The sequence below is a fragment of the Pseudomonas sp. BP11-1-1 genome, assembly GCF_052112105.1.
Lineage (GTDB): Bacteria > Pseudomonadota > Gammaproteobacteria > Pseudomonadales > Pseudomonadaceae > Aquipseudomonas > Aquipseudomonas alvandae.
Genome location: NZ_JAUTYU010000011.1, coordinates 157,624 through 177,553 on the forward strand (window position 1 = coordinate 157,624; position 19,930 = coordinate 177,553).

The 19,930-nt window shown below is 62.7% G+C and carries 20 protein-coding genes; 15 read left to right on the forward strand and 5 right to left on the reverse strand.

The genetic code is table 11. The annotated features are described in order from the left end of the window. Nucleotides 1-190: 190 nt before the first annotated feature. From Q7C33_RS20590 to Q7C33_RS20600, 3 genes are all read right to left on the reverse strand, one after another. Entirely contained in the window at nucleotides 191-832 is a 642-nt protein-coding gene (locus tag Q7C33_RS20590) for an oxidoreductase (RefSeq protein WP_217860408.1), read from the reverse strand. Nucleotides 833-859: 27 nt separating this feature from the next. Then, nucleotides 860-2,578 carry a C13 family peptidase gene (locus Q7C33_RS20595; RefSeq protein ID WP_323176295.1) on the reverse strand — a complete coding sequence of 573 codons (1,719 nt, stop codon included), beginning with the start codon at nucleotides 2,576-2,578 and terminating at the stop codon, nucleotides 860-862. A gap of 93 nt (nucleotides 2,579-2,671) precedes the next feature. Then, a complete protein-coding gene (locus tag Q7C33_RS20600; protein WP_030140387.1) occupies nucleotides 2,672-3,127 on the reverse strand; it encodes a MaoC family dehydratase in 456 nt (151 codons plus the stop codon). A gap of 347 nt (nucleotides 3,128-3,474) precedes the next feature. On the opposite strand from Q7C33_RS20600, the gene Q7C33_RS20605 reads away from it, so the two are divergent. From Q7C33_RS20605 to Q7C33_RS20615, 3 genes are read left to right on the forward strand one after another with little or no spacing between them, the layout of a single operon-like run. Continuing rightward, nucleotides 3,475-3,840 (forward strand): CidA/LrgA family protein, encoded by a 366-nt coding sequence (locus Q7C33_RS20605; RefSeq protein WP_217860406.1) that lies wholly within the window; start codon nucleotides 3,475-3,477, stop codon nucleotides 3,838-3,840. Further along, complete coding sequence (locus Q7C33_RS20610; protein WP_030140385.1) at nucleotides 3,837-4,553, forward strand: LrgB family protein; 717 nt, start codon at nucleotides 3,837-3,839, stop codon at nucleotides 4,551-4,553. The genes Q7C33_RS20605 and Q7C33_RS20610 overlap by 4 nt, the downstream gene beginning before the upstream one ends. A gap of 10 nt (nucleotides 4,554-4,563) precedes the next feature. Beyond that, a complete protein-coding gene (locus Q7C33_RS20615) occupies nucleotides 4,564-5,154 on the forward strand; it encodes an LON peptidase substrate-binding domain-containing protein (RefSeq protein WP_198796713.1) in 591 nt (196 codons plus the stop codon). Between the two features lie 140 nt (nucleotides 5,155-5,294). On the opposite strand, the gene Q7C33_RS20620 is transcribed toward Q7C33_RS20615, so the two are convergent. Further along, nucleotides 5,295-6,611 (reverse strand): bifunctional DedA family/phosphatase PAP2 family protein, encoded by a 1,317-nt coding sequence (locus Q7C33_RS20620; protein WP_407684066.1) that lies wholly within the window; start codon nucleotides 6,609-6,611, stop codon nucleotides 5,295-5,297. 199 nt (nucleotides 6,612-6,810) lie between these two features. Then, nucleotides 6,811-7,491: a DNA-3-methyladenine glycosylase gene (locus tag Q7C33_RS20625; RefSeq protein ID WP_030140382.1), complete on the reverse strand. Its 681-nt coding sequence runs from the start codon at nucleotides 7,489-7,491 to the stop codon at nucleotides 6,811-6,813. A 198-nt stretch (nucleotides 7,492-7,689) separates the two neighbouring features. Here Q7C33_RS20625 and Q7C33_RS20630 point away from each other — a divergent pair, with 198 nt between their 5' ends. From Q7C33_RS20630 to lipA, 12 genes are all read left to right on the forward strand, one after another. Next, complete coding sequence (locus tag Q7C33_RS20630) at nucleotides 7,690-8,961, forward strand: glutamate-5-semialdehyde dehydrogenase (RefSeq protein ID WP_198796715.1); 1,272 nt, start codon at nucleotides 7,690-7,692, stop codon at nucleotides 8,959-8,961. 1 nt (nucleotide 8,962) lies between these two features. Further along, nucleotides 8,963-9,661, forward strand: coding sequence for a nicotinate-nucleotide adenylyltransferase (nadD, locus tag Q7C33_RS20635; RefSeq protein ID WP_030140380.1), 699 nt, complete (start codon nucleotides 8,963-8,965; stop codon nucleotides 9,659-9,661). A gap of 71 nt (nucleotides 9,662-9,732) precedes the next feature. Next, nucleotides 9,733-10,227 carry a ribosome silencing factor gene (gene rsfS / locus Q7C33_RS20640; RefSeq protein WP_030140379.1) on the forward strand — a complete coding sequence of 165 codons (495 nt, stop codon included), beginning with the start codon at nucleotides 9,733-9,735 and terminating at the stop codon, nucleotides 10,225-10,227. 9 nt (nucleotides 10,228-10,236) lie between these two features. Beyond that, on the forward strand, nucleotides 10,237-10,704 hold the full coding sequence (gene rlmH, locus Q7C33_RS20645; RefSeq protein ID WP_007937439.1) for a 23S rRNA (pseudouridine(1915)-N(3))-methyltransferase RlmH: 468 nt from the start codon (nucleotides 10,237-10,239) through the stop codon (nucleotides 10,702-10,704). Between the two features lie 10 nt (nucleotides 10,705-10,714). Further along, nucleotides 10,715-12,610 (forward strand): penicillin-binding protein 2, encoded by a 1,896-nt coding sequence (gene mrdA / locus Q7C33_RS20650; protein WP_030140378.1) that lies wholly within the window; start codon nucleotides 10,715-10,717, stop codon nucleotides 12,608-12,610. 31 nt (nucleotides 12,611-12,641) lie between these two features. Then, nucleotides 12,642-13,745 carry a rod shape-determining protein RodA gene (rodA, locus tag Q7C33_RS20655; RefSeq protein ID WP_051065975.1) on the forward strand — a complete coding sequence of 368 codons (1,104 nt, stop codon included), beginning with the start codon at nucleotides 12,642-12,644 and terminating at the stop codon, nucleotides 13,743-13,745. 17 nt (nucleotides 13,746-13,762) lie between these two features. After that, nucleotides 13,763-14,773 carry a lytic murein transglycosylase B gene (gene mltB, locus Q7C33_RS20660; protein ID WP_407684067.1) on the forward strand — a complete coding sequence of 337 codons (1,011 nt, stop codon included), beginning with the start codon at nucleotides 13,763-13,765 and terminating at the stop codon, nucleotides 14,771-14,773. Beyond that, nucleotides 14,773-15,798: a septal ring lytic transglycosylase RlpA family protein gene (locus Q7C33_RS20665; RefSeq protein ID WP_030140375.1), complete on the forward strand. Its 1,026-nt coding sequence runs from the start codon at nucleotides 14,773-14,775 to the stop codon at nucleotides 15,796-15,798. The genes mltB and Q7C33_RS20665 overlap by 1 nt, the downstream gene beginning before the upstream one ends. Before the next feature lie 167 nt (nucleotides 15,799-15,965). Continuing rightward, a complete protein-coding gene (locus Q7C33_RS20670; protein ID WP_030140374.1) occupies nucleotides 15,966-17,123 on the forward strand; it encodes a D-alanyl-D-alanine carboxypeptidase family protein in 1,158 nt (385 codons plus the stop codon). 82 nt (nucleotides 17,124-17,205) lie between these two features. After that, the gene (locus Q7C33_RS20675; protein WP_030140373.1) at nucleotides 17,206-17,481 is read left to right on the forward strand and encodes a DUF493 domain-containing protein; all 276 of its coding nucleotides are present in this window, start codon (nucleotides 17,206-17,208) and stop codon (nucleotides 17,479-17,481) included. Next, complete coding sequence (lipB, locus tag Q7C33_RS20680) at nucleotides 17,481-18,128, forward strand: lipoyl(octanoyl) transferase LipB (protein ID WP_030140372.1); 648 nt, start codon at nucleotides 17,481-17,483, stop codon at nucleotides 18,126-18,128. Before Q7C33_RS20675 ends, lipB begins: the two co-directional genes overlap by 1 nt. A 1-nt stretch (nucleotide 18,129) precedes the next feature. Continuing rightward, nucleotides 18,130-19,152 carry a lipoyl synthase gene (lipA, locus tag Q7C33_RS20685; protein ID WP_030140371.1) on the forward strand — a complete coding sequence of 341 codons (1,023 nt, stop codon included), beginning with the start codon at nucleotides 18,130-18,132 and terminating at the stop codon, nucleotides 19,150-19,152. Nucleotides 19,153-19,930 lie beyond the last annotated feature (778 nt).

The window sequence follows — 19,930 nt, forward strand, 5'->3', positions numbered from 1 at the left end:
CGTGAGTGCAGGTGTGCTAGGGATCATTTGTGGCGAGGGGATTTATCCCCGTTGGACTGCGAAGCAGGCCCCTGAGATCGGATCATTCTTCCTTAGCAACTGCATGGACACACGAACAATTGGGGCCGCTTCGCGGCCCAGCGGGGATAAATCCCCTCGCCACAATGATCGCGCTGTCCCAGGTGTCACTTTATTTACCAAGCTTGCGCAACTCATCCGACTCCACCACCCGCACCCCGTCCTGCTCTTCCAGCGCAAGCCGCCACATGGCCCGGGCCAACTGACAGGCTTCGATGCCGTGATATTTGCCTGGAATCAGCTTGGACAAGGGCCCGGCCAGTTGCTCGGCCAAACGCGGCTCTACTCGGTCTCCCAGCAACAGCGAGGGCCGGCAGAGGGTCAGTTGCGGCCAGTCCTGGGCCTTGAGGACCGCCTCCATTTCACCTTTGACCCGGTTGTAGAAAATCGAGGACTTGGCATCGGCCCCCAGCGCGCTGATCACGATCAGATGCCGTGCGCCCAGCTCCCTGGCGCGTTTGGCAAAGGCCACCACCAGGTCCAGGTCCACTGCGCGGAATGCCTGTTCGGAGCCGGCTTTCTTGATGGTGGTGCCGAGGCAGCAGAAGGCGATGTCCACCGGGCCTTCCAGCCGCTGCAGCAACTCGGCCGGTTCCCCGACCGGATTTTCCAGGTGCGGATGCTCGGCCAGTGGCCGGCGGGACGGCGCGAGGACCCGGGTGATGGTCGGCTCGTTGAGCAGCCGGTCCAACAGGTGTTCCCCGGTCAACCCGGTCGCGCCGGCGAGCAAAACATGCTGAGGCGTCAAGTACATAGTGTTTCCCCCTTGATACGGTTCAGCTTAGTTGCTCTTTTTGGCCTCGTCGTTCAGTGCAGCACTTTGCAATGCTTTTCGCGCCTGCTGTTTGCGGAGCAGTTGCCAGTGGGACAGGACGGTGCGAGGGGCCCAGATCTGCGGTTCCGAGGCTTCGAAGTTGTCCGCCTGTTCCCGTTCGGCGACGATGCCCTTGGCGCGCTTGAAGGCTTGTTCCAGATCATCGGTCTGGTTCAGCGCCTGGGCGAACAGAGCGTCGCCAAAGTACGTGAAGTTGGCCTCTTCCGAGCAGCCGAAGGACACCCGGTCGGCCCGCGAAGCGGTCATCACCAGGGTCCGTTCATCCTTGAGCGCCGGGATGAAACCGCCGGAATAGCAGGCGGAAATCACCACGATCTTGTCGCGATTCTTCAGCGGCGCCAGCACAGCGGCCAGCTCGTCGGCCGGTAGGTCGGCCAGTTCCATGCGCGGTTGGTCGAGGACCAGTTCGTGCTCGCTGGTGCCGTGGCTGGTCAGGTAAATGAACACCAGGTCTTCCGGGCCGCTGCGCTCGGCCAGGGTGGCGACGGCGCGGCGCAGACTTTCGCGAGTGGCCATGGGACGGTCGCCGAGGTGGTCGCGGTGGTTCACCAGGCGGACCTGGCCGAAGGCGCCGAAACGGCTGGCGAGCATGTTGGCGACATAGTCGGATTCGCGCAGGAACACGCTTTGCTTGCCGTCGCCGCCCAGGGTCAGGCTGTACAGCTCCACCGCTGGCGTCGAGGCCGGGATGTTGGCGAGGGCGTCGTCCAGCAGGCGGCCTTGGGCCAGGATGCCGAGTTCGAGCACATCCGGCAGCAGCCTGCCATCGGCGTCGCGTATCCGCTGGCCCTTCGCCCAGGTGCCGCTCTGCACGGTGCCGTCCGTCAGCACCAGGGTGCCGCGGCCGTGGTAGCTGTCGCTTTCGAACTGGCCGGTGTAGAAGCTGCCATCGGGCAGGTTCAGGCGACCCTCGCCGGTGAAGCGCCAATCGTTGAAATGGCCGAGGTAATGGCTGCCGTCGGCGCCGATCAATTCACCCTTGCCGGTCAGTGCGCCATCCTTGAACTGGCCGATCCAGACATCGCCGTCGGCGTTTTCGTAGCGGCCTCGGCCATTGAGCTGGTTGTTCCTGAAACCGCCGATGTAGACATCGCCATCGGCGCTGTTGAAGGTGCCCTTGCCTTGGAGTTGGCCGTCGACGAAATGCCCGGTGAACTGGTTGCCGCTGGCGTCGAAGCGCTGGCCTTCGCCATTCGGCTTGCCGTTGACGAACGGGCCCTGGTACTGGCTGCCGTCGTCGAGTTCGAGGCGGCCGAGACCGGAATAACGGTCGGCCTTGAACTCGCCCCGGTAGGTCATGCCATTTTCCTTGAGCGTCCCTTCGCCGTCCCGCCGGCCCTGCTTGAAGCCACCGGTGTAGCTGCTGGTCGGCGTGGTCAGGCTGCCTTGGCCGTGGAACAGCCCATGCTCGAATTGGCCGCGATAAACCTCGCCATTGCTGCCGTGCCATTCGCCGGCGCCGTGCCACTGGCCTTTGTCGAACTGTCCGGCGTACCAACTGCCGTTGGGGTAATCGATGCGCCCCTGGCCTTGCAGCAGGCCGTCCACCAGGTCGCCGCGATAGCGCCCACCGTCGGGCAGGCGGGCATCGGGAGGCAACGGCGATTCGCCGTCGCCGCAAGCGGTAAGCAGGAGGGCCAGGGTCAGGGGGACAAGTGCGCGCATAACGGGATCCAAGTAATCAGGCGACGAGTATGCCGCAGCTATGCGCGTTGAAGCGATGCGAAACTGCATGAGCGGTTTCGCGACCGCAAGGGTCTACACGAAGCAGAGCGACAGTGGCTCGGCGATGTAGGCCGGTTTTTCCGACCCTTCGATTTCCAGGGTAGCGGTCGCCTTGAGCAGCCACTGGCCGGGTTTTTTCTCGGTGACGTCCACCAGTTCAACCTTGAGCCGGACCTTTGAATCGACTTTTACCGGCTGGATGAAGCGCACGCTGTCCAGCCCGTAGTTGACGACCATCTTCACACCCTCGGGCAAAATCAGGATGTCTTCCATCAGTTTGGGCATCAGCGACAGCGACAGGAAACCGTGGGCAATGGTGCTGCCGAACGGCGTCTGCGCGGCCTTCACCGGATCGACATGGATGAATTGGAAGTCGCCAGTGGCTTCGGCGAACAGGTTGATGCGGTCCTGATCGATGGTCAGCCAATCGGAACATCCCAGTTCCTTGCCGACATAATCCTTGAGCGCTGTAACGGGAACGTAGGGCATTGAGACTCTCCTTGGTTCATCTGTCCTGCTTTTATGGAACGGGGATCTGCGCCCCCGAGAACCACTGTAGATCAACATGGCGCGCCGGGAAGGTCATCGACCATGCTTTTTACGAATGCCGAACCATAGCGCGGGCGTGCTTATAATGCCGGCGCATTCTTTGCAATTCGGTTCTTTCAACGTGCGTGTTTGATTCCGTGGCGAGGGAGCTTGCTCCCGCTGGGCTGCGCAGCGGCCCCATTTTATGAGCGCTTCGCACTCAAGCGGGAGCAAGCTCCCTCGCCACGGAATCATGCCGTGAACCGAATTGGCGCGTTCATTGGGTCTGTTGTAGAGGGAGAAAGCGGATGTTGCTAAGGGGCCTGACCTGGCTGGTGCTGTTCCAATTGCTGGGCACCGCCATCAATCATTTGTTCCTGCCGATCCTGCCAGGGCCGATCGTGGGCCTGCTGCTGATGCTGGGCTACCTGATCGCTCGCGGCGAAGTCAGCGAACCATTGAACCTCGCCGCCAGCAGCCTGTTGCGCTACCTGCCGTTGCTGCTGGTGCCGCCGGCGGTGGGCGTCATGGTCTACGCCCGGGCGATCGCCGCAGACTTCTGGGCGATTGTCGGCGCGCTGGTGCTGTCGCTGGTCCTTTCCGTGATGCTGACGGGCGTGCTGATGCAGCGCCTGGCCCGGCGCCATACCGTCGAGCCGGAGGACGCGCCATGATGTTCGATTGGCAGGGCGCCTGGACCTCAGTCATCCACCATCCGCTGTTTGGCATCGGCATCACCCTGGGCGCCTATCAATTGGTGCTGGCGGCGTTCGAAAAGACCCGCTGGGTGTTCCTCCAGCCCGTATTGATGTCGATGCTGGTGCTGATCGCCGTGCTGGTCGGCTGCGGCATCAGCTACGCCGAATACCGCAAGAGCACGGAAATCCTCAGCATCCTGCTGGGGCCGGCAACCGTGGCGCTGGCGGTGCCGCTGTACTTGAACCTGCGGCGAATCCGTCAATTGTTCTGGCCGATTTTTACTACGCTGGTGATAGGCGGGGTGTTTGCCACCGGTTCCGCCGTGGTGCTGGGCTGGGCGTTTGGCGCCGAGCACATGATTCTCATGACGATGGCACCCAAGTCCGTGACTTCGCCCATTGCGATGCTGGTGGCCGAGCAGATCGGTGGCGTGGCGGCGATGGCGGCGGTGTTCGTGTTGATCACCGGCGTGCTCGGGGCGATCCTCGGCCCGAGCATTCTGACCCGGTTGGGTGTCCACAGTCCCGAGGCCCGTGGCATGGCCCTGGGCCTGACGGCCCATGCGGTGGGTACGTCGGTGGCGTTGCAGGAAAGCGAGGAAACCGGTGCCTTCGCGGCGCTGGCGATGAGTCTGATGGGCGTGGCCACGGCGGTGCTGCTGCCGCTGGTGGTGTCGATGACGGTTTAAGGAACGAGTTATGAGCTTGCCGCTGTTTCCGCTGAACACCGTGTTGTTCCCCGGTTGCATTCTCGATCTGCAGATTTTCGAGGCACGTTACCTCGACATGATCGGACGCTGCATGAAAAAGGGCGAAGGCTTCGGGGTGGTGTGCATCCTCGATGGCGAGGAGGTCGGCATCGCGCCTGACGGCTATGCGCGGGTCGGCTGTGAAGCGCTGATCACCGATTTTTCCCAGCAGGAGAACGGCCTGCTGGGCATTCGGGTGCAGGGCGGCCGGCGTTTTCTCGTGCACAGCAGCAGCGTCCAGGCCGATCAGCTCACCGTGGCTGAAGTCGAATGGCTGGAAGACGAGCCGGAACAACCGCTGCAGGACGAGGACGCCGACCTGGTGGCGCTGCTCAAGGCCCTGGCCGAACATCCGATGGTCGAGGCGCTGAACATGGGCACCGAAGCCACCGGCCAACAGTCCCTCGCCAATCAACTGGCCTATCTGCTGCCGTTCAACGAACTGGACAAGCTCGACCTGTTGCAACTCGACGATCCGCAACAGCGGCTGGATGCGATCCAGGCGTTGCTTGATGAGTTGCAAGGCGAACTGTTTGCCTGAGGTACATCCATCGAACAACACCGGTCCCCGGTGGGAGCGAGCTTGCTCGCGATAGCGGCGGGTCAGCTTGCATCAGTATTGAATGTACAGCCGCCTTCGCGAGCAAGCTCGCTCCCACAGGGAAACACTGTGTCTCGGGATTAGTAGGCATACCGCAACATCGCATGCGGCAAATGCCGCAAGGCGAAGAAGCTGAACACCGCCACCAGCGCCGGCAGAATCAGCCACCAGATTTTCGGCGGCATGGCGCGCAGCGGCTCCTGGCGTTGGCTCAACCACAGCACGGCGGCGCAGACGCTGGCGGCGAGCATGGCGCCGGCAACGACGTCGCTTGGCCAGTGCGCGCCGAGGTAGACCCGCGACAGGGCAATGGCCAACGCCGGCAACGAACCAAGCAACAGCCAGGTCAGGCGCAGGCGTGGTGGTTGGCCGCGACCGGCCAGCACGGCGAGGCTCAGGAACAGGGCAAATGCGCCTGAGGCGTGGCCGCTGGGCATGCTGTAGCTGGTCAAGGGGTCGGTGAGGATTTCCGGGCGCACGCGGGCGAAGAAGTGCTTGGTGCCGGTGTTCGCCAGGGCAGTGAGCAACATGGTAGCCCCGGCAAAGATCGCCTGCCGCCACTGGCGCGCCAATAACAGCAGTCCGGTCAGCAGGGCGCTGAAGATCAGCATGTTGCGAAATTCACCGATCAGCGTGAAGGTCACGGCGATTTCATCCAGCGTCGCGCTGCGATGTTCCTGCACCAGCGCCATCAAGCCCTGGTCGAAGGCGGCCAGGTAGCGGAAGCCGATGAACAGACTGATCAGGATCGCCAGGCCAACACTGGCGATGATTGCCGAGGCATGGCGATGACGACGCAGGCTGCTGTTGACGCTCAGGCCGAGCATCAACGCGATGCTGCCGATGACAACGCCGGCCTGCGGCCAGAAGCCTTCGGGCAATGGCAGGCGGAACGCCGCGCCGGTGGCCCAACCCGGCAGCAAATAGGCGACGGTCCAGCCTGACGCGGCCACCAGGCTGACGACGGCAAAACGTGGGAACGGCATGTCGCACATCCCCGCAACCATCGGCAGCATCGGTCGCAACGGGCCGATAAAGCGTCCCACCAGCAGGCTGGCGATGCCGTAGCGATGGAAATAGCCTTCTGCAGCGCTCATCCATTCCGGATGATGCCGCAGCCCCGGCAGGCGCCGGATGTTCTGGTGGAAATGCCGACCAAGGAAGTACGACACCAGATCCCCCAGCAATCCGCCGAGAAGGCCCAGCAACAAGGTTTCGCCCAGGGACAACGCGCCACTGCCGGCCAGTACTGTGATCGCGAACAACAGCACGGTGCCCGGCACGATCAACCCGGCGATGGCCAGGCATTCAACGCACGCGACGACAAACACCGCCACCGCCAGCCATTGCGGGTTGACGGTCAGCCAGCCGGTGATGCTATCGAGCCATGGGCCCATAAGAACAACTCCATTCAATAGTGATGGGCATGCAATTTTTGCTGTGTGAACGAAAACTCAAGATCACTGAAGCTTCAAACTGTGGGAGCGAGCTTGCTCGCGATAGCGGTGTGTCAGTCGCCATTTATTTCACAGGCCTGGCGCCATCGCGAGCAAGCTCGCTCCCACAAGGGGCCACAGGCTCATGCAGTGTTTATGTTCAGGACAGCAAAAAATAATCCCGGCCCTCGACCTGTCCGCGCCGCAGCGGGTTGCGGGTGCACCACGGGGCGTAGGCGGCATCGACGAAGCGGTAGGGCAGGTGTTCGTCCCGCCCGAGCGGAATGCCCAGGCGGGTGGTCTGGATCACATTGACCGTTGGTACACCGACGTCTTCCACCAATAACCGTTCCGGGTCGAAGCGCTTGGCGTCCCAATCCGGCACTTTCAGGCCCAGAGCCTTGCACAGCAAGGTCTGGCCGGCACAGAGTTTTTGCGGTGTGCGCGGCCGGCCCTGGGCGTCGGGGTTGTTCAGGAGCATCTGCGCCAGGCTCGCCGGCCCGCTGATGCTGTCCACCCACGGGTACGCGGACTTGATCAAGACCGCGTTGCCGGGGCCTTGGGCACTGAAGTTCAGGGAATCGCCGCCCCGGGCGTAGTACATATAGATGTGCCCGCCGTCCAGAAACAAAGCCTTGCGCTTTTCCGTGTAGCCCAGCGAGGCGTGGCTGCCTTTTTCGGCGAAGTAATACGCTTCGGTCTCGATGATCCGCGCGCTGAGCCACAGGTCACCGACCTTGTGGCGGATGACTTTGCCCAGCAGGTCCTGGGCGAGTACCTGGGCGTCGCGGTCAAAAAAAGCGTGGGGCAGGGCGCTGGGCGTTGGAGGCGAATCGGTCATGGCAGTGGACGAGGTCAGGCCAAAGATAGCGCGATGATAACAACGGATAGCTTAATTACCGCTGAACAGTGAACGGAATGTCGGCGGTTTATGCCTGTTTTCAATCTCCGCCGGTCACTGCTGTGAGACCGCGCTGTTAGTCGAGGGTTACGACAGCTATAATCTGCCGCTTTCCTCTTTGCCAAGACCACACAGACCATGACTGAGTCCGTTCTTGACTACATGACCCGCCTGGGTCGCGCCGCCCGCGAAGCGTCGCGCATCATCGGCCGTGCCAGCACCGCGCAGAAGAACCGCGCCCTGCAGGCCGCCGCCAATGCGCTGGACGCCGCTCGCGCCGAGTTGTCCGCCGCCAACGAACTGGACCTGGCCGCTGGCCGGGCCAATGGGCTTGAGCCGGCCATGCTCGAACGCCTGGCGCTGACCCCGGCACGCATCGACGGCATGATCGTCGGTCTGCGTCAGGTCGCGGCACTGCCGGACCCGGTCGGGGCGATCCGCGACATGAGCTATCGGCCGTCGGGTATCCAGGTCGGCAAGATGCGCGTGCCCCTGGGCGTGGTCGGGATCATCTACGAGTCGCGGCCGAACGTCACCATCGACGCCGCGAGCCTGTGCCTGAAGTCCGGTAACGCGACCATCCTGCGTGGCGGTTCCGAGGCGATCCACTCCAACCGCGCCATTGCCGCCTGCATCCAGCGCGGCCTGGCCGAAGCCAACCTGCCGGCCGCCGTCGTGCAAGTGGTGGAAACCACCGATCGCGCGGCGGTCGGCGCGCTGATCACCATGCCCGAGTTCGTCGACGTCATCGTGCCCCGTGGCGGCAAGGGGCTGATCGAGCGCGTCAGTCGCGACGCTCGCGTGCCGGTGATCAAGCACCTGGACGGCATCTGCCACGTCTACGTCAGCGCCCATGCCGAATTGCCGAAGGCCCAGCGCATCGCCTTCAACGCCAAGACCTACCGCTACGGTATCTGCGGTGCGATGGAAACCTTGCTGGTGGATCAGGCGGTTGCCGAGCATTTCCTGCCGTCGATGGCGGCCCAGTTCCGCGAAAAAGGCGTCGAACTGCGCGGTTGCGAACGCACCCGGGCGATCATCGAGGCCGCGGTGGCGACCGAGGAAGACTGGAACACCGAATACCTGGCGCCGATCCTGTCGATCCGCGTCGTGGACGGGCTGGACGAGGCCATCGAGCACATCAACCGCCACGGCTCCCAGCACACCGATGCCATCGTCAGCGAACACCAGGGCGAAACCCGGCGTTTCGTGACCGAAGTGGACTCGGCGTCGGTGATGATCAACGCACCGACCTGCTTTGCCGATGGCTTTGAATACGGATTGGGCGCCGAGATCGGCATTTCTACTGATAAGCTGCACGCCCGTGGCCCGGTGGGCCTCGAAGGTCTGACCTGCGAGAAGTACATCGTGGTCGGCGACGGCCAGTTGCGCGGGCAGGAGCCGGTCTGACTTGGGCGACCTCGACCCACTGGCCCCTGTGACTAAGCCCGCTGTGACGGCGACCGCGCCAAAGCGCATCGGTATCCTGGGCGGCACATTCGACCCGGTGCACATCGGCCATTTGCGCGGTGCGCTGGAAGTTGCCGACGCCCTGGCCCTCGATGAGCTGCGCCTGACGCCCAGCGCCCGGCCGCCTCATCGGGACACGCCGCAGGTGTCGGCCCGGGATCGCCTGGCGATGGTCGAGTGCGCGGTGGCCGGTGTGGCGCCGTTGGTGGTGGATGCCCGCGAATTGCAGCGGGACAAACCGTCCTACACCATTGATACCCTGGAGCTGATGCGCGCCGAACTGGCCGCCGAAGCCCAGGTTTTCCTGCTTCTGGGCTGGGACGCATTTTGCGGCCTGCCCACTTGGCATCGCTGGGAAGAGTTGCTCCAGCATTGCCACATCCTGGTGCTGCAACGCCCGGATGCCGACAGCGAGCCGCCGGATGCCTTGCGCAACCTGCTGGCGGCGCGCTCGGTGAGCGACCCGCTGGCCCTGAAGGGGCCGAGCGGACAGATTGCATTCGTCTGGCAGACGCCGCTCGCGGTATCCGCCACCCAGATCCGTCAACTGCTGGCCAGCGGTAAGTCGGTACGTTTCCTGGTGCCCGACGCGGTCCTGGCCTACATCGATGCGCACGGTCTGTACCGTGCGTCGAACTGAACAAGGCGCGCTCCGCCGACACGGATCAACGTGTACCGAGCGCCCGAACACATGAGCAAAACGAGTTTTTTATGACTGACAAAGACCTGAACAAAGTAAAGCGCAAGGGCACCTTCAAGAGCGCCCCGCTGCCGGTAGAAGCACACACCGGCGTGGCGCTGGCCGGCGAAGAGCTGGTCAAGGTGGCCGTGGCGGCCCTGGAAGACGTCAAGGCCCAGGATATCCAAGTGATCGACGTTCGCGAGAAGCAGAGCATCACTGACTACATGATCATCGCCACCGGTACCTCCAACCGCCAGATCGGCGCGATGCTGGACAAGGTCCGCGAAGCGGTCAAGGCACAGGGCGTCAAGCCGCTGGGCGAAGAAGGCAAGGGCGACAGCGATTGGGTCCTGTTGGACATGGACGACGTCATCGTGCACATGATGACCGCGTCGGCGCGCCAGTTCTATGACCTGGAGCGCCTGTGGGCCGGTGCCGAGCAGAGCCGTTCGGCCAGCGCCGCGCACCACAGCCCGGAAAACACCCATGAGCACTTCACCAAGCTCAACAAAGACCAGCAATAAGGGATCGCTGTGCGACTGCGCCTGATCGCCGTCGGTTCTCGCATGCCCAAGTGGGTGGAAGAAGGCTGGCATGAATATGCCAAGCGTCTTCCGTCCGAGCTGGCCCTGGAACTGGTGGAAATTCCGCTCAACACCCGTGGCAAGAATGCCGACGTGGCGCGCTTTATCCGCCAGGAAGGCGAAGCCATGCTGGCCAAGGTCGGGCCGAACGAGCGCGTCGTCACCCTGGAAGTCCACGGCAAGCCCTGGAGTACCGAGCAACTGGCGGTCGAACTCGATCGCTGGCGGCTGGACTCGCGCACGGTCAATTTCATGGTCGGTGGCCCGGAAGGGCTGGCGCCGGAAGTCTGTGCCCGGGCCGACCAGCGCTGGTCGTTATCGCCGTTGACGTTGCCGCACCCGCTGGTGCGGATCCTGATCGGTGAACAGTTGTATCGTGCCTGGACAGTCTTGTCCGGGCACCCTTACCACAAGTAATCCTGCTCTCATGCCCCAGCCGATCCGCATCAAGGACCACGAAAAAGACGCCCGCCTGGTGCGGGGCCGCGTCGTGTTCGGCGCCATTACCGTGGTGACGCTGATCGGCGTGCTGATTGCGCGGTTGTATTTTCTCCAGGTCATCCAGTACGAGTACCACTCGACCCTGTCGGAAAGTAACCGGGTGCATGTGCAACCCATTCCGCCGACCCGTGGGCTGATCTTCGACCGCAACGGCGTGGTGGTGGCGGACAACCGGCCCAGCTTCAGCCTGAGCATGACCCGCGAACGTTCCGGCGACTGGCAGAAAGTCCTCGACGTGATCGTCGAAGTGCTGCAACTGACGCCCGAGGACCGGGTCATCTTCGAGAAACGCATGCGTCAGGGCCGGCGCCCCTTCGAGCCGGTGCCGATCATGTTCGAGCTGACCGAAGAGCAGATCGCCCTGATCGCCGTGAACCAGTTCCGCCTGCCCGGCGTGGAAGTGGTGGCGCAACTGGTGCGGCATTACCCCCAAGGGCCGCATTTCGCCCACTCGGTCGGCTACATGGGCCGGATCAACGAAAAAGAGCTCAAGACCCTCGACCCGGTCAACTACAGCGGCACCCACCATATCGGCAAGACCGGCATCGAGCGATTCTACGAGGCCGAGCTGCACGGCCAGGTGGGTTACGAGGAAGTCGAGACCAACGCCCGGGGCCGGGTGCTGCGGGTGCTCAAGCGTACCGACCCGATTCCCGGCAAGGACATCGTCCTGAGCCTGGACATCAAGTTGCAGGAAGCCGCCGAGGCGGCGCTGGGCGGGCGGCGTGGTGCCGTGGTTGCGCTGGACCCGAACACCGGCGAGGTCCTGGCGATGGTCAGCCAGCCGAGCTTCGACCCGAACCTGTTCGTCACCGGCATCAGTTTCAGGGCCTATGCCGAGCTGCGCGATTCCATCGACCGGCCGTTGTTCAACCGCGTGCTGCGCGGGCTCTATCCGCCGGGTTCGACCATCAAGCCGGCCGTGGCGATTGCCGGGCTGGACTCCGGCGTGGTGACCGCATCGACCCGGGTCTACGATCCGGGCTATTACATGCTGCCCAACTACGACCACAAGTATCGCAACTGGAACCGCACCGGCGATGGCTACGTAGACCTGGAAACGGCGATCATGCGTTCCAACGACACCTATTTCTATGACCTGGCCCACAAGCTGGGGATCGATCGGTTGTCGTCCTACATGAACAAGTTCGGCATCGGTCAGAAAGTCTCCCTGGACATGTTCGAAGAATCCCCAGGCCTGATGCCCTCCCGCGAATGGAAACGGGCGACGCGCCGCCAGGCCTGGTTCCCCGGCGAAACCCTGATCCTCGGGATCGGCCAGGGCTACATGCAGGCGACGCCGCTGCAATTGGCCCAGGCCACGGCATTGGTGGCGAGCAAGGGCAAGTGGTATCGCCCGCACCTGGCCAAGACCATCGAAGGCGAGAAGCCGGTGGACCCGGACCCGATGCCGGACATCATCCTGCGCAACCCGTCGGACTGGCAGAAGGTCAACAACGGCATGCAGCAGGTAATGCACGGCGCCCGGGGTACCGCGCGCAAGGCCGCCATCGGCTCGCCGTATCGGATTGCCGGCAAGAGCGGTACCGCCCAGGTGGTGGCGATCAAGCAGGGCGAGAAGTACGACCGCTCCAAGGTCCAGGAGCGCCATCGCGACCACGCCTTGTTCGTCGGTTTCGCACCGGCCGACAACCCGAAGATCGTCGTCTCGGTGATGGTCGAGAACGGTGAGTCCGGTTCCGGCGTCGCCGCCCCGGTGGTGCGCCAGGTCATGGACGCCTGGCTGCTGGACGAGCACGGCCAGCTCAAGCCCGAATTCGCAAGCCCCATCAGCGCGGAGGCTACGGCCCGTGAAGAATAATTTCGACCGCATCCTCTCCAGCGAAGATGTGATGCGCCGTCGCGCCACCTTGCTGCAGCGCATGCACATCGACGGGCCGTTGCTGATCCTGCTGCTGACATTGGCGGCCGGCAGCCTGTTCGTGCTGTATTCGGCCAGCGGCAAGAGCTGGGACCTGCTGGCCAAGCAGGCCACCTCGTTCGGCATCGGCCTGGTGTCGATGATCGTCATCGCCCAGCTCGAACCGCGCTTCATGGCGCGCTGGGTGCCGCTGGCCTATGTGGTGGGCGTAGGCTTGCTGGTGGTGGTGGACGTGATGGGCCACAACGCCATGGGCGCCACCCGCTGGATCAACATCCCCGGGGTGATCCGCTTCCAGCCCTCGGAATTCCTCAAGATCATCATGCCGGCGACCATCGCCTGGTACCTGTCCAAGCGCACCTTGCCGCCGCAGCTCAAGCACGTGTGCATCAGCCTGTTGCTGATCGGCATCCCGTTCATCCTCATAGTGCGCCAGCCGGACCTCGGCACCTCGCTGCTGATCCTGGCTGGCGGCGCCTTCGTGCTGTTCATGGGCGGGTTGCGCTGGCGCTGGATCCTCAGCGTGATCGCCATCGCCGTGCCGGTGTCGGTGGCGATGTGGTACTTCGTGATGCACGACTACCAGAAGCAGCGGATCCTGACGTTCCTCGATCCGGAGAGCGATCCGCTGGGCACCGGCTGGAACATCATCCAGTCCAAGGCCGCCATCGGTTCCGGCGGCGTGTTCGGCAAGGGTTGGCTGATGGGTACCCAGTCGCACCTGGACTTTCTGCCGGAAAGCCACACCGACTTCATCATCGCGGTGATGGGCGAGGAGTTCGGCCTGGTGGGCATCTGCGTGCTGCTGTTGATCTACCTGTTGTTGATCGGCCGGGGCCTGGTGATCACGGCCCAGGCGCAAACGCTGTTCGGAAAATTGCTCGCGGGCAGCCTGACGATGACGTTTTTTGTTTATGTTTTCGTCAACATCGGTATGGTCAGTGGCCTGCTGCCGGTCGTGGGGGTGCCGTTGCCATTCATTAGCTACGGAGGAACTTCGCTGGTGACACTACTGTCAGCGTTTGGGGTTTTGATGTCGATCCATACCCATCGCAAGTGGATCGCTCAGGTTTGAATAAGGTGAAGAGTTCAATGCAAGCAATGCGTGGCTGGTCGACGCGATATGCGCCGTGGGTCGGCCTGGTCGGCTTCCTGGGCTGTGCGCCGCATGCCGTGGCAGGCGAATATGAAGGCTCGCCGCAAGTGGCCGAGTTTGTCGGTGAAATGACCCGCGACTACGGTTTTGCCGGCGAACAGCTGATGGGGGTGTTCCGCGAGGCCGAGCGCAAGCAGTCGATTCTCGACGCGATCTCCCGGCCCGCCGAGCGCGTCAAGCAGTGGAGCGAATACCGGCCGATGTTCATCACCGAGGCGCGGATCGCCCGGGGCGTGGATTTCTGGCGCCAGCACGAGGCCGCGCTGGCCCGCGCCGAGCAGGAGTATGGCGTGCCGGCCCAGGTCATCGTGTCGATCATCGGCGTCGAGACCTTCTTTGGCCGCAATACCGGCAATTTCCGGGTGATCGACGCGCTGTCGACCCTGGGTTTCGATTACCCGCCCCGCGGCGAGTTCTTCCGCAAGGAACTGCGCGAGTTCCTGTTGCTGGCTCGCGAAGAACAAGTTGATCCAATGACCCTCAAGGGTTCCTACGCCGGGGCGATGGGCCTGCCGCAATTCATGCCAAGCAGTTTCCGCGCCTATGCTGTGGATTTCGACGGCGACGGCCACATCAATATCTGGACCAATCCGACGGATGCCATCGGCAGTGTTGCCAGCTATTTCAAGCGCCATGGCTGGGAGGCCGGCGAACCGGTGGTCAGCCGTGCCGATGTGCGTGGCGAGCAGGTGGACGAGGGCCTGACCGAGGGCATCGAGCCGACGAAAACCGTCGGGGAGTTGCGAGCGCTGGGCTGGTCGAGTCATGATGCGCTGCGTGATGACATGCCAGTCACCGCAATGCGCCTGGAAGGCGAGCAGGGCCCCGAATATTGGATGGGCCTGAAGAATTTCTACGCGATTACGCGTTATAACCGCAGCGTGATGTACGCCATGGCCGTATATCAACTGTCTGAAGAGCTGGTCAAAGCACGGGGCGTCAAATAATGCGGGCAATGCCTACCTATCAACCCCTGAAAGCCAGGCCCCTCAAGCTGGTGGCATTGGCTGCGCTGTCGCTGTTGGTCGTCAGTTGTTCAACCAGCCGCGCACCGACCCAGAAGAACAGCAACGTCGTGAAAGCCACGCCGGGCCTGGACATCAACCGGGCCCACAAGGACGGCGCGCCGTGGTGGGACGTGGATGTCTCGCGCATCCCCGACGCAACGCCGACCCTGCACACCGGCCCCTACAAGGCCAACCCGTATACGGTGCTGGGCAAGACCTATTTCCCAATGGCTGATTCCAAGCGCTATGTGGCCTCGGGCACGGCGTCCTGGTACGGCACCAAGTTTCATGGCCAGAACACCGCCAATGGCGAGGTCTACGACCTTTATGGCATGAGCGCTGCCCACAAGACCTTGCCGCTGCCCAGCTATGTGCGGGTGACCAACCTGGACAACAACAAGAGCGTGATCCTGCGGGTCAACGACCGTGGGCCGTTCTATTCCGACCGGATCATCGACTTGTCGTATGCGGCGGCGAAAAAGCTCGGTTACGCTGAAATCGGCACTGCGCGGGTCAAGGTCGAAGGCATTGATCCGCAGGAATGGTGGGCCCAGCGCGGCCGTCCGGCGCCTTTGATGCTCAACGAGCCGAAAGTGGCGCAAAATGCCGCGCCGACCGTGACGGCTTCCACCGGTACGGTCGAGCAATGGACCCCACCGCCGCAGCAACATGCGGCGGCCGTGGTGCCCGTGCAGATCGACCCAAAAAAAAACGCTTCTGCAACAGCGTCTGGCCAGTATCTGCAAGTGGGCGCGTTCGCCAACCCGGACGCTGCCGAGCTGTTGAGGTCGAAGCTGAGCTCGATGGTCAGCGCGCCGGTGTTCATCAGCTCGATCGTGCGCAACCAGCAGACACTGCATCGGGTGCGCCTGGGGCCGATCGGTTCTCCGGGTGAAGTCCAGCAGGTGCAGAACAGTGTGCGCCTGGCCAATCTCGGTTCGCCGAGCCTGGTCACGGCTGAGTAGATTTGAAAGGCCCGCTTGCGGTTTGGGCGGGTCAGGTTGTTGGCTCCATGAATAACAAAAGCCCGGCAAGGGTTGTGAGTGAGCAACTTAAATACGCGGCGGCCCGTTAAGAGGCTGCCTGTTTAGTTCTGCCTTCGGGCAGTCCCATTAGCGATTTCGAGAGACGGATGAACATCACCACCTTTGCCAAACGCCTTTGCCTGCTAGTCCCGCTGCTTCTCTCTCCGGCCGCATTCGCGGTCGAGATGATGCCTTCGCCTCCACAACTGGCGGCCAAGGCCTATGTCCTCATGGATGCCAGCAGCGGCAATGTGCTGGTGGAGAACAATGGTGACCAGCGCCTGCCACCGGCCAGCCTGACCAAGCTGATGACCGCCTACATCGCCACGCTGGAGATTCGTCGTGGCCAGATTGGCGAGAACGATCCGGTCACCGTCAGCGAGAATGCCTGGCGCACCGGCGGTTCGCGGATGTTCATCAAGGTCGGCTCGCAAGTGACCGTCAGCGACCTGCTGCACGGCATCATCATCCAGTCCGGCAACGACGCCAGCGTCGCCCTGGCCGAGCACATCGCCGGCAGCGAAGATGCGTTCGCCGACATGATGAACAAAACCGTGGCCGACCTGGGCATGACCAACAGCCACTTCATGAACCCGACCGGCCTGCCGAACCCGGAGCACTACTCGTCGGCTCACGACATGGCGGTGCTGGCTCGTGCAATCATCCACGAAGACCCGGCGCACTACGCCATCTACTCCCAGAAGGAGTTCTTCTGGAACGGCATCAAGCAACCTAACCGCAACCTGCTGCTGTGGCGCGACAAGACCGTCGATGGCCTGAAGACCGGTCACACCGACGAAGCGGGCTATTGCATGGTGTCTTCGGCCGTGCGCGACGGCATGCGCCTGATCGCCGTGGTCTTCGGCACCAGCAGCGAAGTGGCTCGTGCCGCTGAAACCCAGAAGCTGCTGACCTACGGTTTCCGTTTCTTCGAGACCCAGACCTTCTACCAGAAGGGCACCGAACTGGCCCAGGCCCAGGTCTGGAAAGGTTCCACCAACCAGGTGAAGGCCGGCCTGGCCCAGGACCTGACCATGACCCTGCCGAAAGGCCAGCTCAAGAAGCTCGCCGCCAGCATGACCATGAATCCGCAACTGACCGCGCCGATCGCCAAGGGTGACGTCATCGGCAAGGTCGAAGTCAAACTGGAAGACAAGGTGGTGCACAGCGCCGACCTGATCGCGCTGGACGCGGTCGAGGAAGGTGGTATCTTCCGCCGCATGTGGGATAGCATCCGTCTATTCTTCTACGGCTTGTTCAACTGATTCCGAGTGTTGACCTGCATGGCCCCGTTCCTTTCCGGCGCGGGGCCATGTTCGTTACCACGCCTTGCGAGGCCGTTACGCCATGACAGACTCTGAAGTAAAGGCGCCAAAGATCGAATTTCCCTGCGCGGATTACCCGATCAAAGTAATCGGCGACACCGGTGTGGGCTTCAAGGACAAGATCGTCGCGATCCTTGAGAAACACGCCACCGTTGACCTCAAGACCCTGGCCGAGCGCCAGAGTACCAACGGCAAGTACACGACGATCCAGTTGCACATCATTGCCACCGGCCAGGAACAGCTCTACGACATCAACAGCGAGCTGCGAGCGACCGGTTTCGTGCACATGGTGTTGTGATGCCGGGCACGCTGGGCTTTCGCGAGCTGGGCACGATGGCTTACGAGCCGGTCTGGCATGCCATGCAGCGCTTCACCAATGAACGCGGTGACGCGGCGGCTGATGAAGTCTGGCTGGTCGAACACCCACCGGTGTTCACCCAGGGCCAGGCGGGCAAGGCCGAGCATCTATTGCTGCCGGGTGATATCCCGGTGGTGAAGGTCGACCGGGGCGGGCAGGTGACTTACCATGGTCCCGGCCAACTGGTGGCCTACCTGCTGCTGGATGTGCGCAAGCTGGGATTCGGCGTGCGCGAGCTGGTCACGCGCATGGAGACGTGCCTGATCGAGCTGCTCGCCAGCTACGGTGTGGCCGCGGCGGCCAAGCCCGATGCACCGGGCGTGTACGTCGACGGGGCGAAGATCGCCTCCCTTGGTCTGCGGATCCGCCATGGTTGTTCGTTCCACGGCCTGGCGTTGAACGTGGACATGAATCTTGAACCGTTCCGACGGATTAATCCCTGTGGCTACGCAGGGCTGGCGATGACCCAGCTGCGCGATCACACAGGATCGATTGAATTTGCCGAGGTAAGTGCCCGGCTGCGCGCGCAGCTCGTCAAACACCTCGACTATGCTGAGCAGACGACCCTCACGGGCGGAATCGACTGATATGACTACTGATGCAGTGCAAACCATGATCCCGACGCAGGACGTCACCGAGCGTCCGGCCCCGCGTGCCAAGGTAGAGGCCGGCGTCAAGCTGCGCGGCGCCGAGAAGGTTGCACGCATTCCGGTCAAGATCATCCCCACCACCGAACTGCCGAAGAAACCCGACTGGATCCGCGTGCGCATCCCGGTTTCCCCGGAAGTCGACCGCATCAAGGCGCTGCTGCGCAAGCACAAGCTGCACAGCGTCTGCGAAGAAGCCTCCTGCCCGAACCTGGGAGAATGCTTCTCCGGCGGTACCGCGACGTTCATGATCATGGGCGACATCTGCACCCGTCGCTGCCCATTCTGCGACGTCGGCCACGGTCGTCCGAAGCCATTGGACGTCAACGAGCCGGAAAGCCTGGCGATCGCCATTGCCGACCTGAAGCTCAAGTACGTGGTCATCACCTCGGTGGACCGCGACGACCTGCGTGACGGTGGTGCCCAGCACTTCGCCGACTGCATTCGCGAAATCCGCAAGCTGTCGCCGAACGTGCAGCTGGAAACCCTGGTGCCGGACTACCGCGGCCGCATGGACATCGCCCTGGAAATCACCGCTGCCGAGCCGCCAGATGTGTTCAACCACAACCTGGAAACCGTGCCACGCCTGTACAAGGCCGCGCGTCCGGGCTCGGACTACCAGTGGTCGTTGACCTTGCTGCAGCGCTTCAAGCAGATGATGCCGCATATTCCGACCAAGTCTGGCTTGATGCTGGGCCTGGGTGAGACCGATGAGGAAGTTATCGAGGTCATGAAGCGCATGCGTGAGCATGACATCGATATGTTGACTCTCGGCCAGTACCTGCAGCCTTCGCGTAGCCACTTGCCGGTGCAGCGTTTTGTACACCCGGATACTTTTGCCTGGTTTGCCGAGGAGGGGTACAAGATGGGGTTCAAGAACGTGGCTTCGGGGCCGTTGGTGCGGTCTTCGTATCATGCTGATGAGCAGGCTAAGTTGGTCAAGGCTGAGTTGCTTGGGGGCTGATTTTTTAGGTGGGGTGTATATCCGTTTTTTGCGTAACGGCGGCTGATGGTTCCGCCCTTACGGCGGGTCACTTTTTTCAGACGCCAAAAAAGTAACCAAAAAGGCTTTGCCCCACCACTCGGTGCCTCGCCTAGGCTCGGCATGCCTGAACGAAGGCATCGCTCCGTGGGCCGCCGCGAAGGGCCATCCATGGCCCAGCGCGGCTAACCCGGCATCCATGCCGGGTTACCCACTGCGCAATACCTTCGTTCAGCCATCGTGGTTAACGGGGCGCTTCAGATCAAAAGCAAAAGCAAAAGCAAAAGCAAAAGCAAAAGCAAAAGCGAGGCGGCCTTAAGGGTCGACCTGGTTTCTGGTGGATTGCATATCTCCTATGGGAGCGAGCCTGCTCGCGAAGGCGGTGTGTCAGTTTGCGCTGATGTTGGGTGTACCGGCCTCTTCGCGAGCAAGCTCGCTCCCACAGGGTTTTGCGGCGTATGTGCATTGGGTGGCTGCCGAAAATCCAATGTGGGAGCGAGCTTGCTCGCGAAAGCGGTGGTTCAGCCAAATGAATCCTGGCTGATGCCCGCTCTTGCTCTTGCTCTTGCTTTGGATCTTGATCTTGATCTTGGCGCCCCGTTAAACCACGCTGGCCGAACGCAGGCATTGTGGAGTGGGCATCCCGGCATGGATGCCGGGATAGCCGCGCAGGGCCATGGATGGCCCATCGCGGCGGGCCCACGGAGCAATGCCGGAGTGAGGGCACACCGAGCCTAGGCGAGGTGCCGAGTGGTGGGGC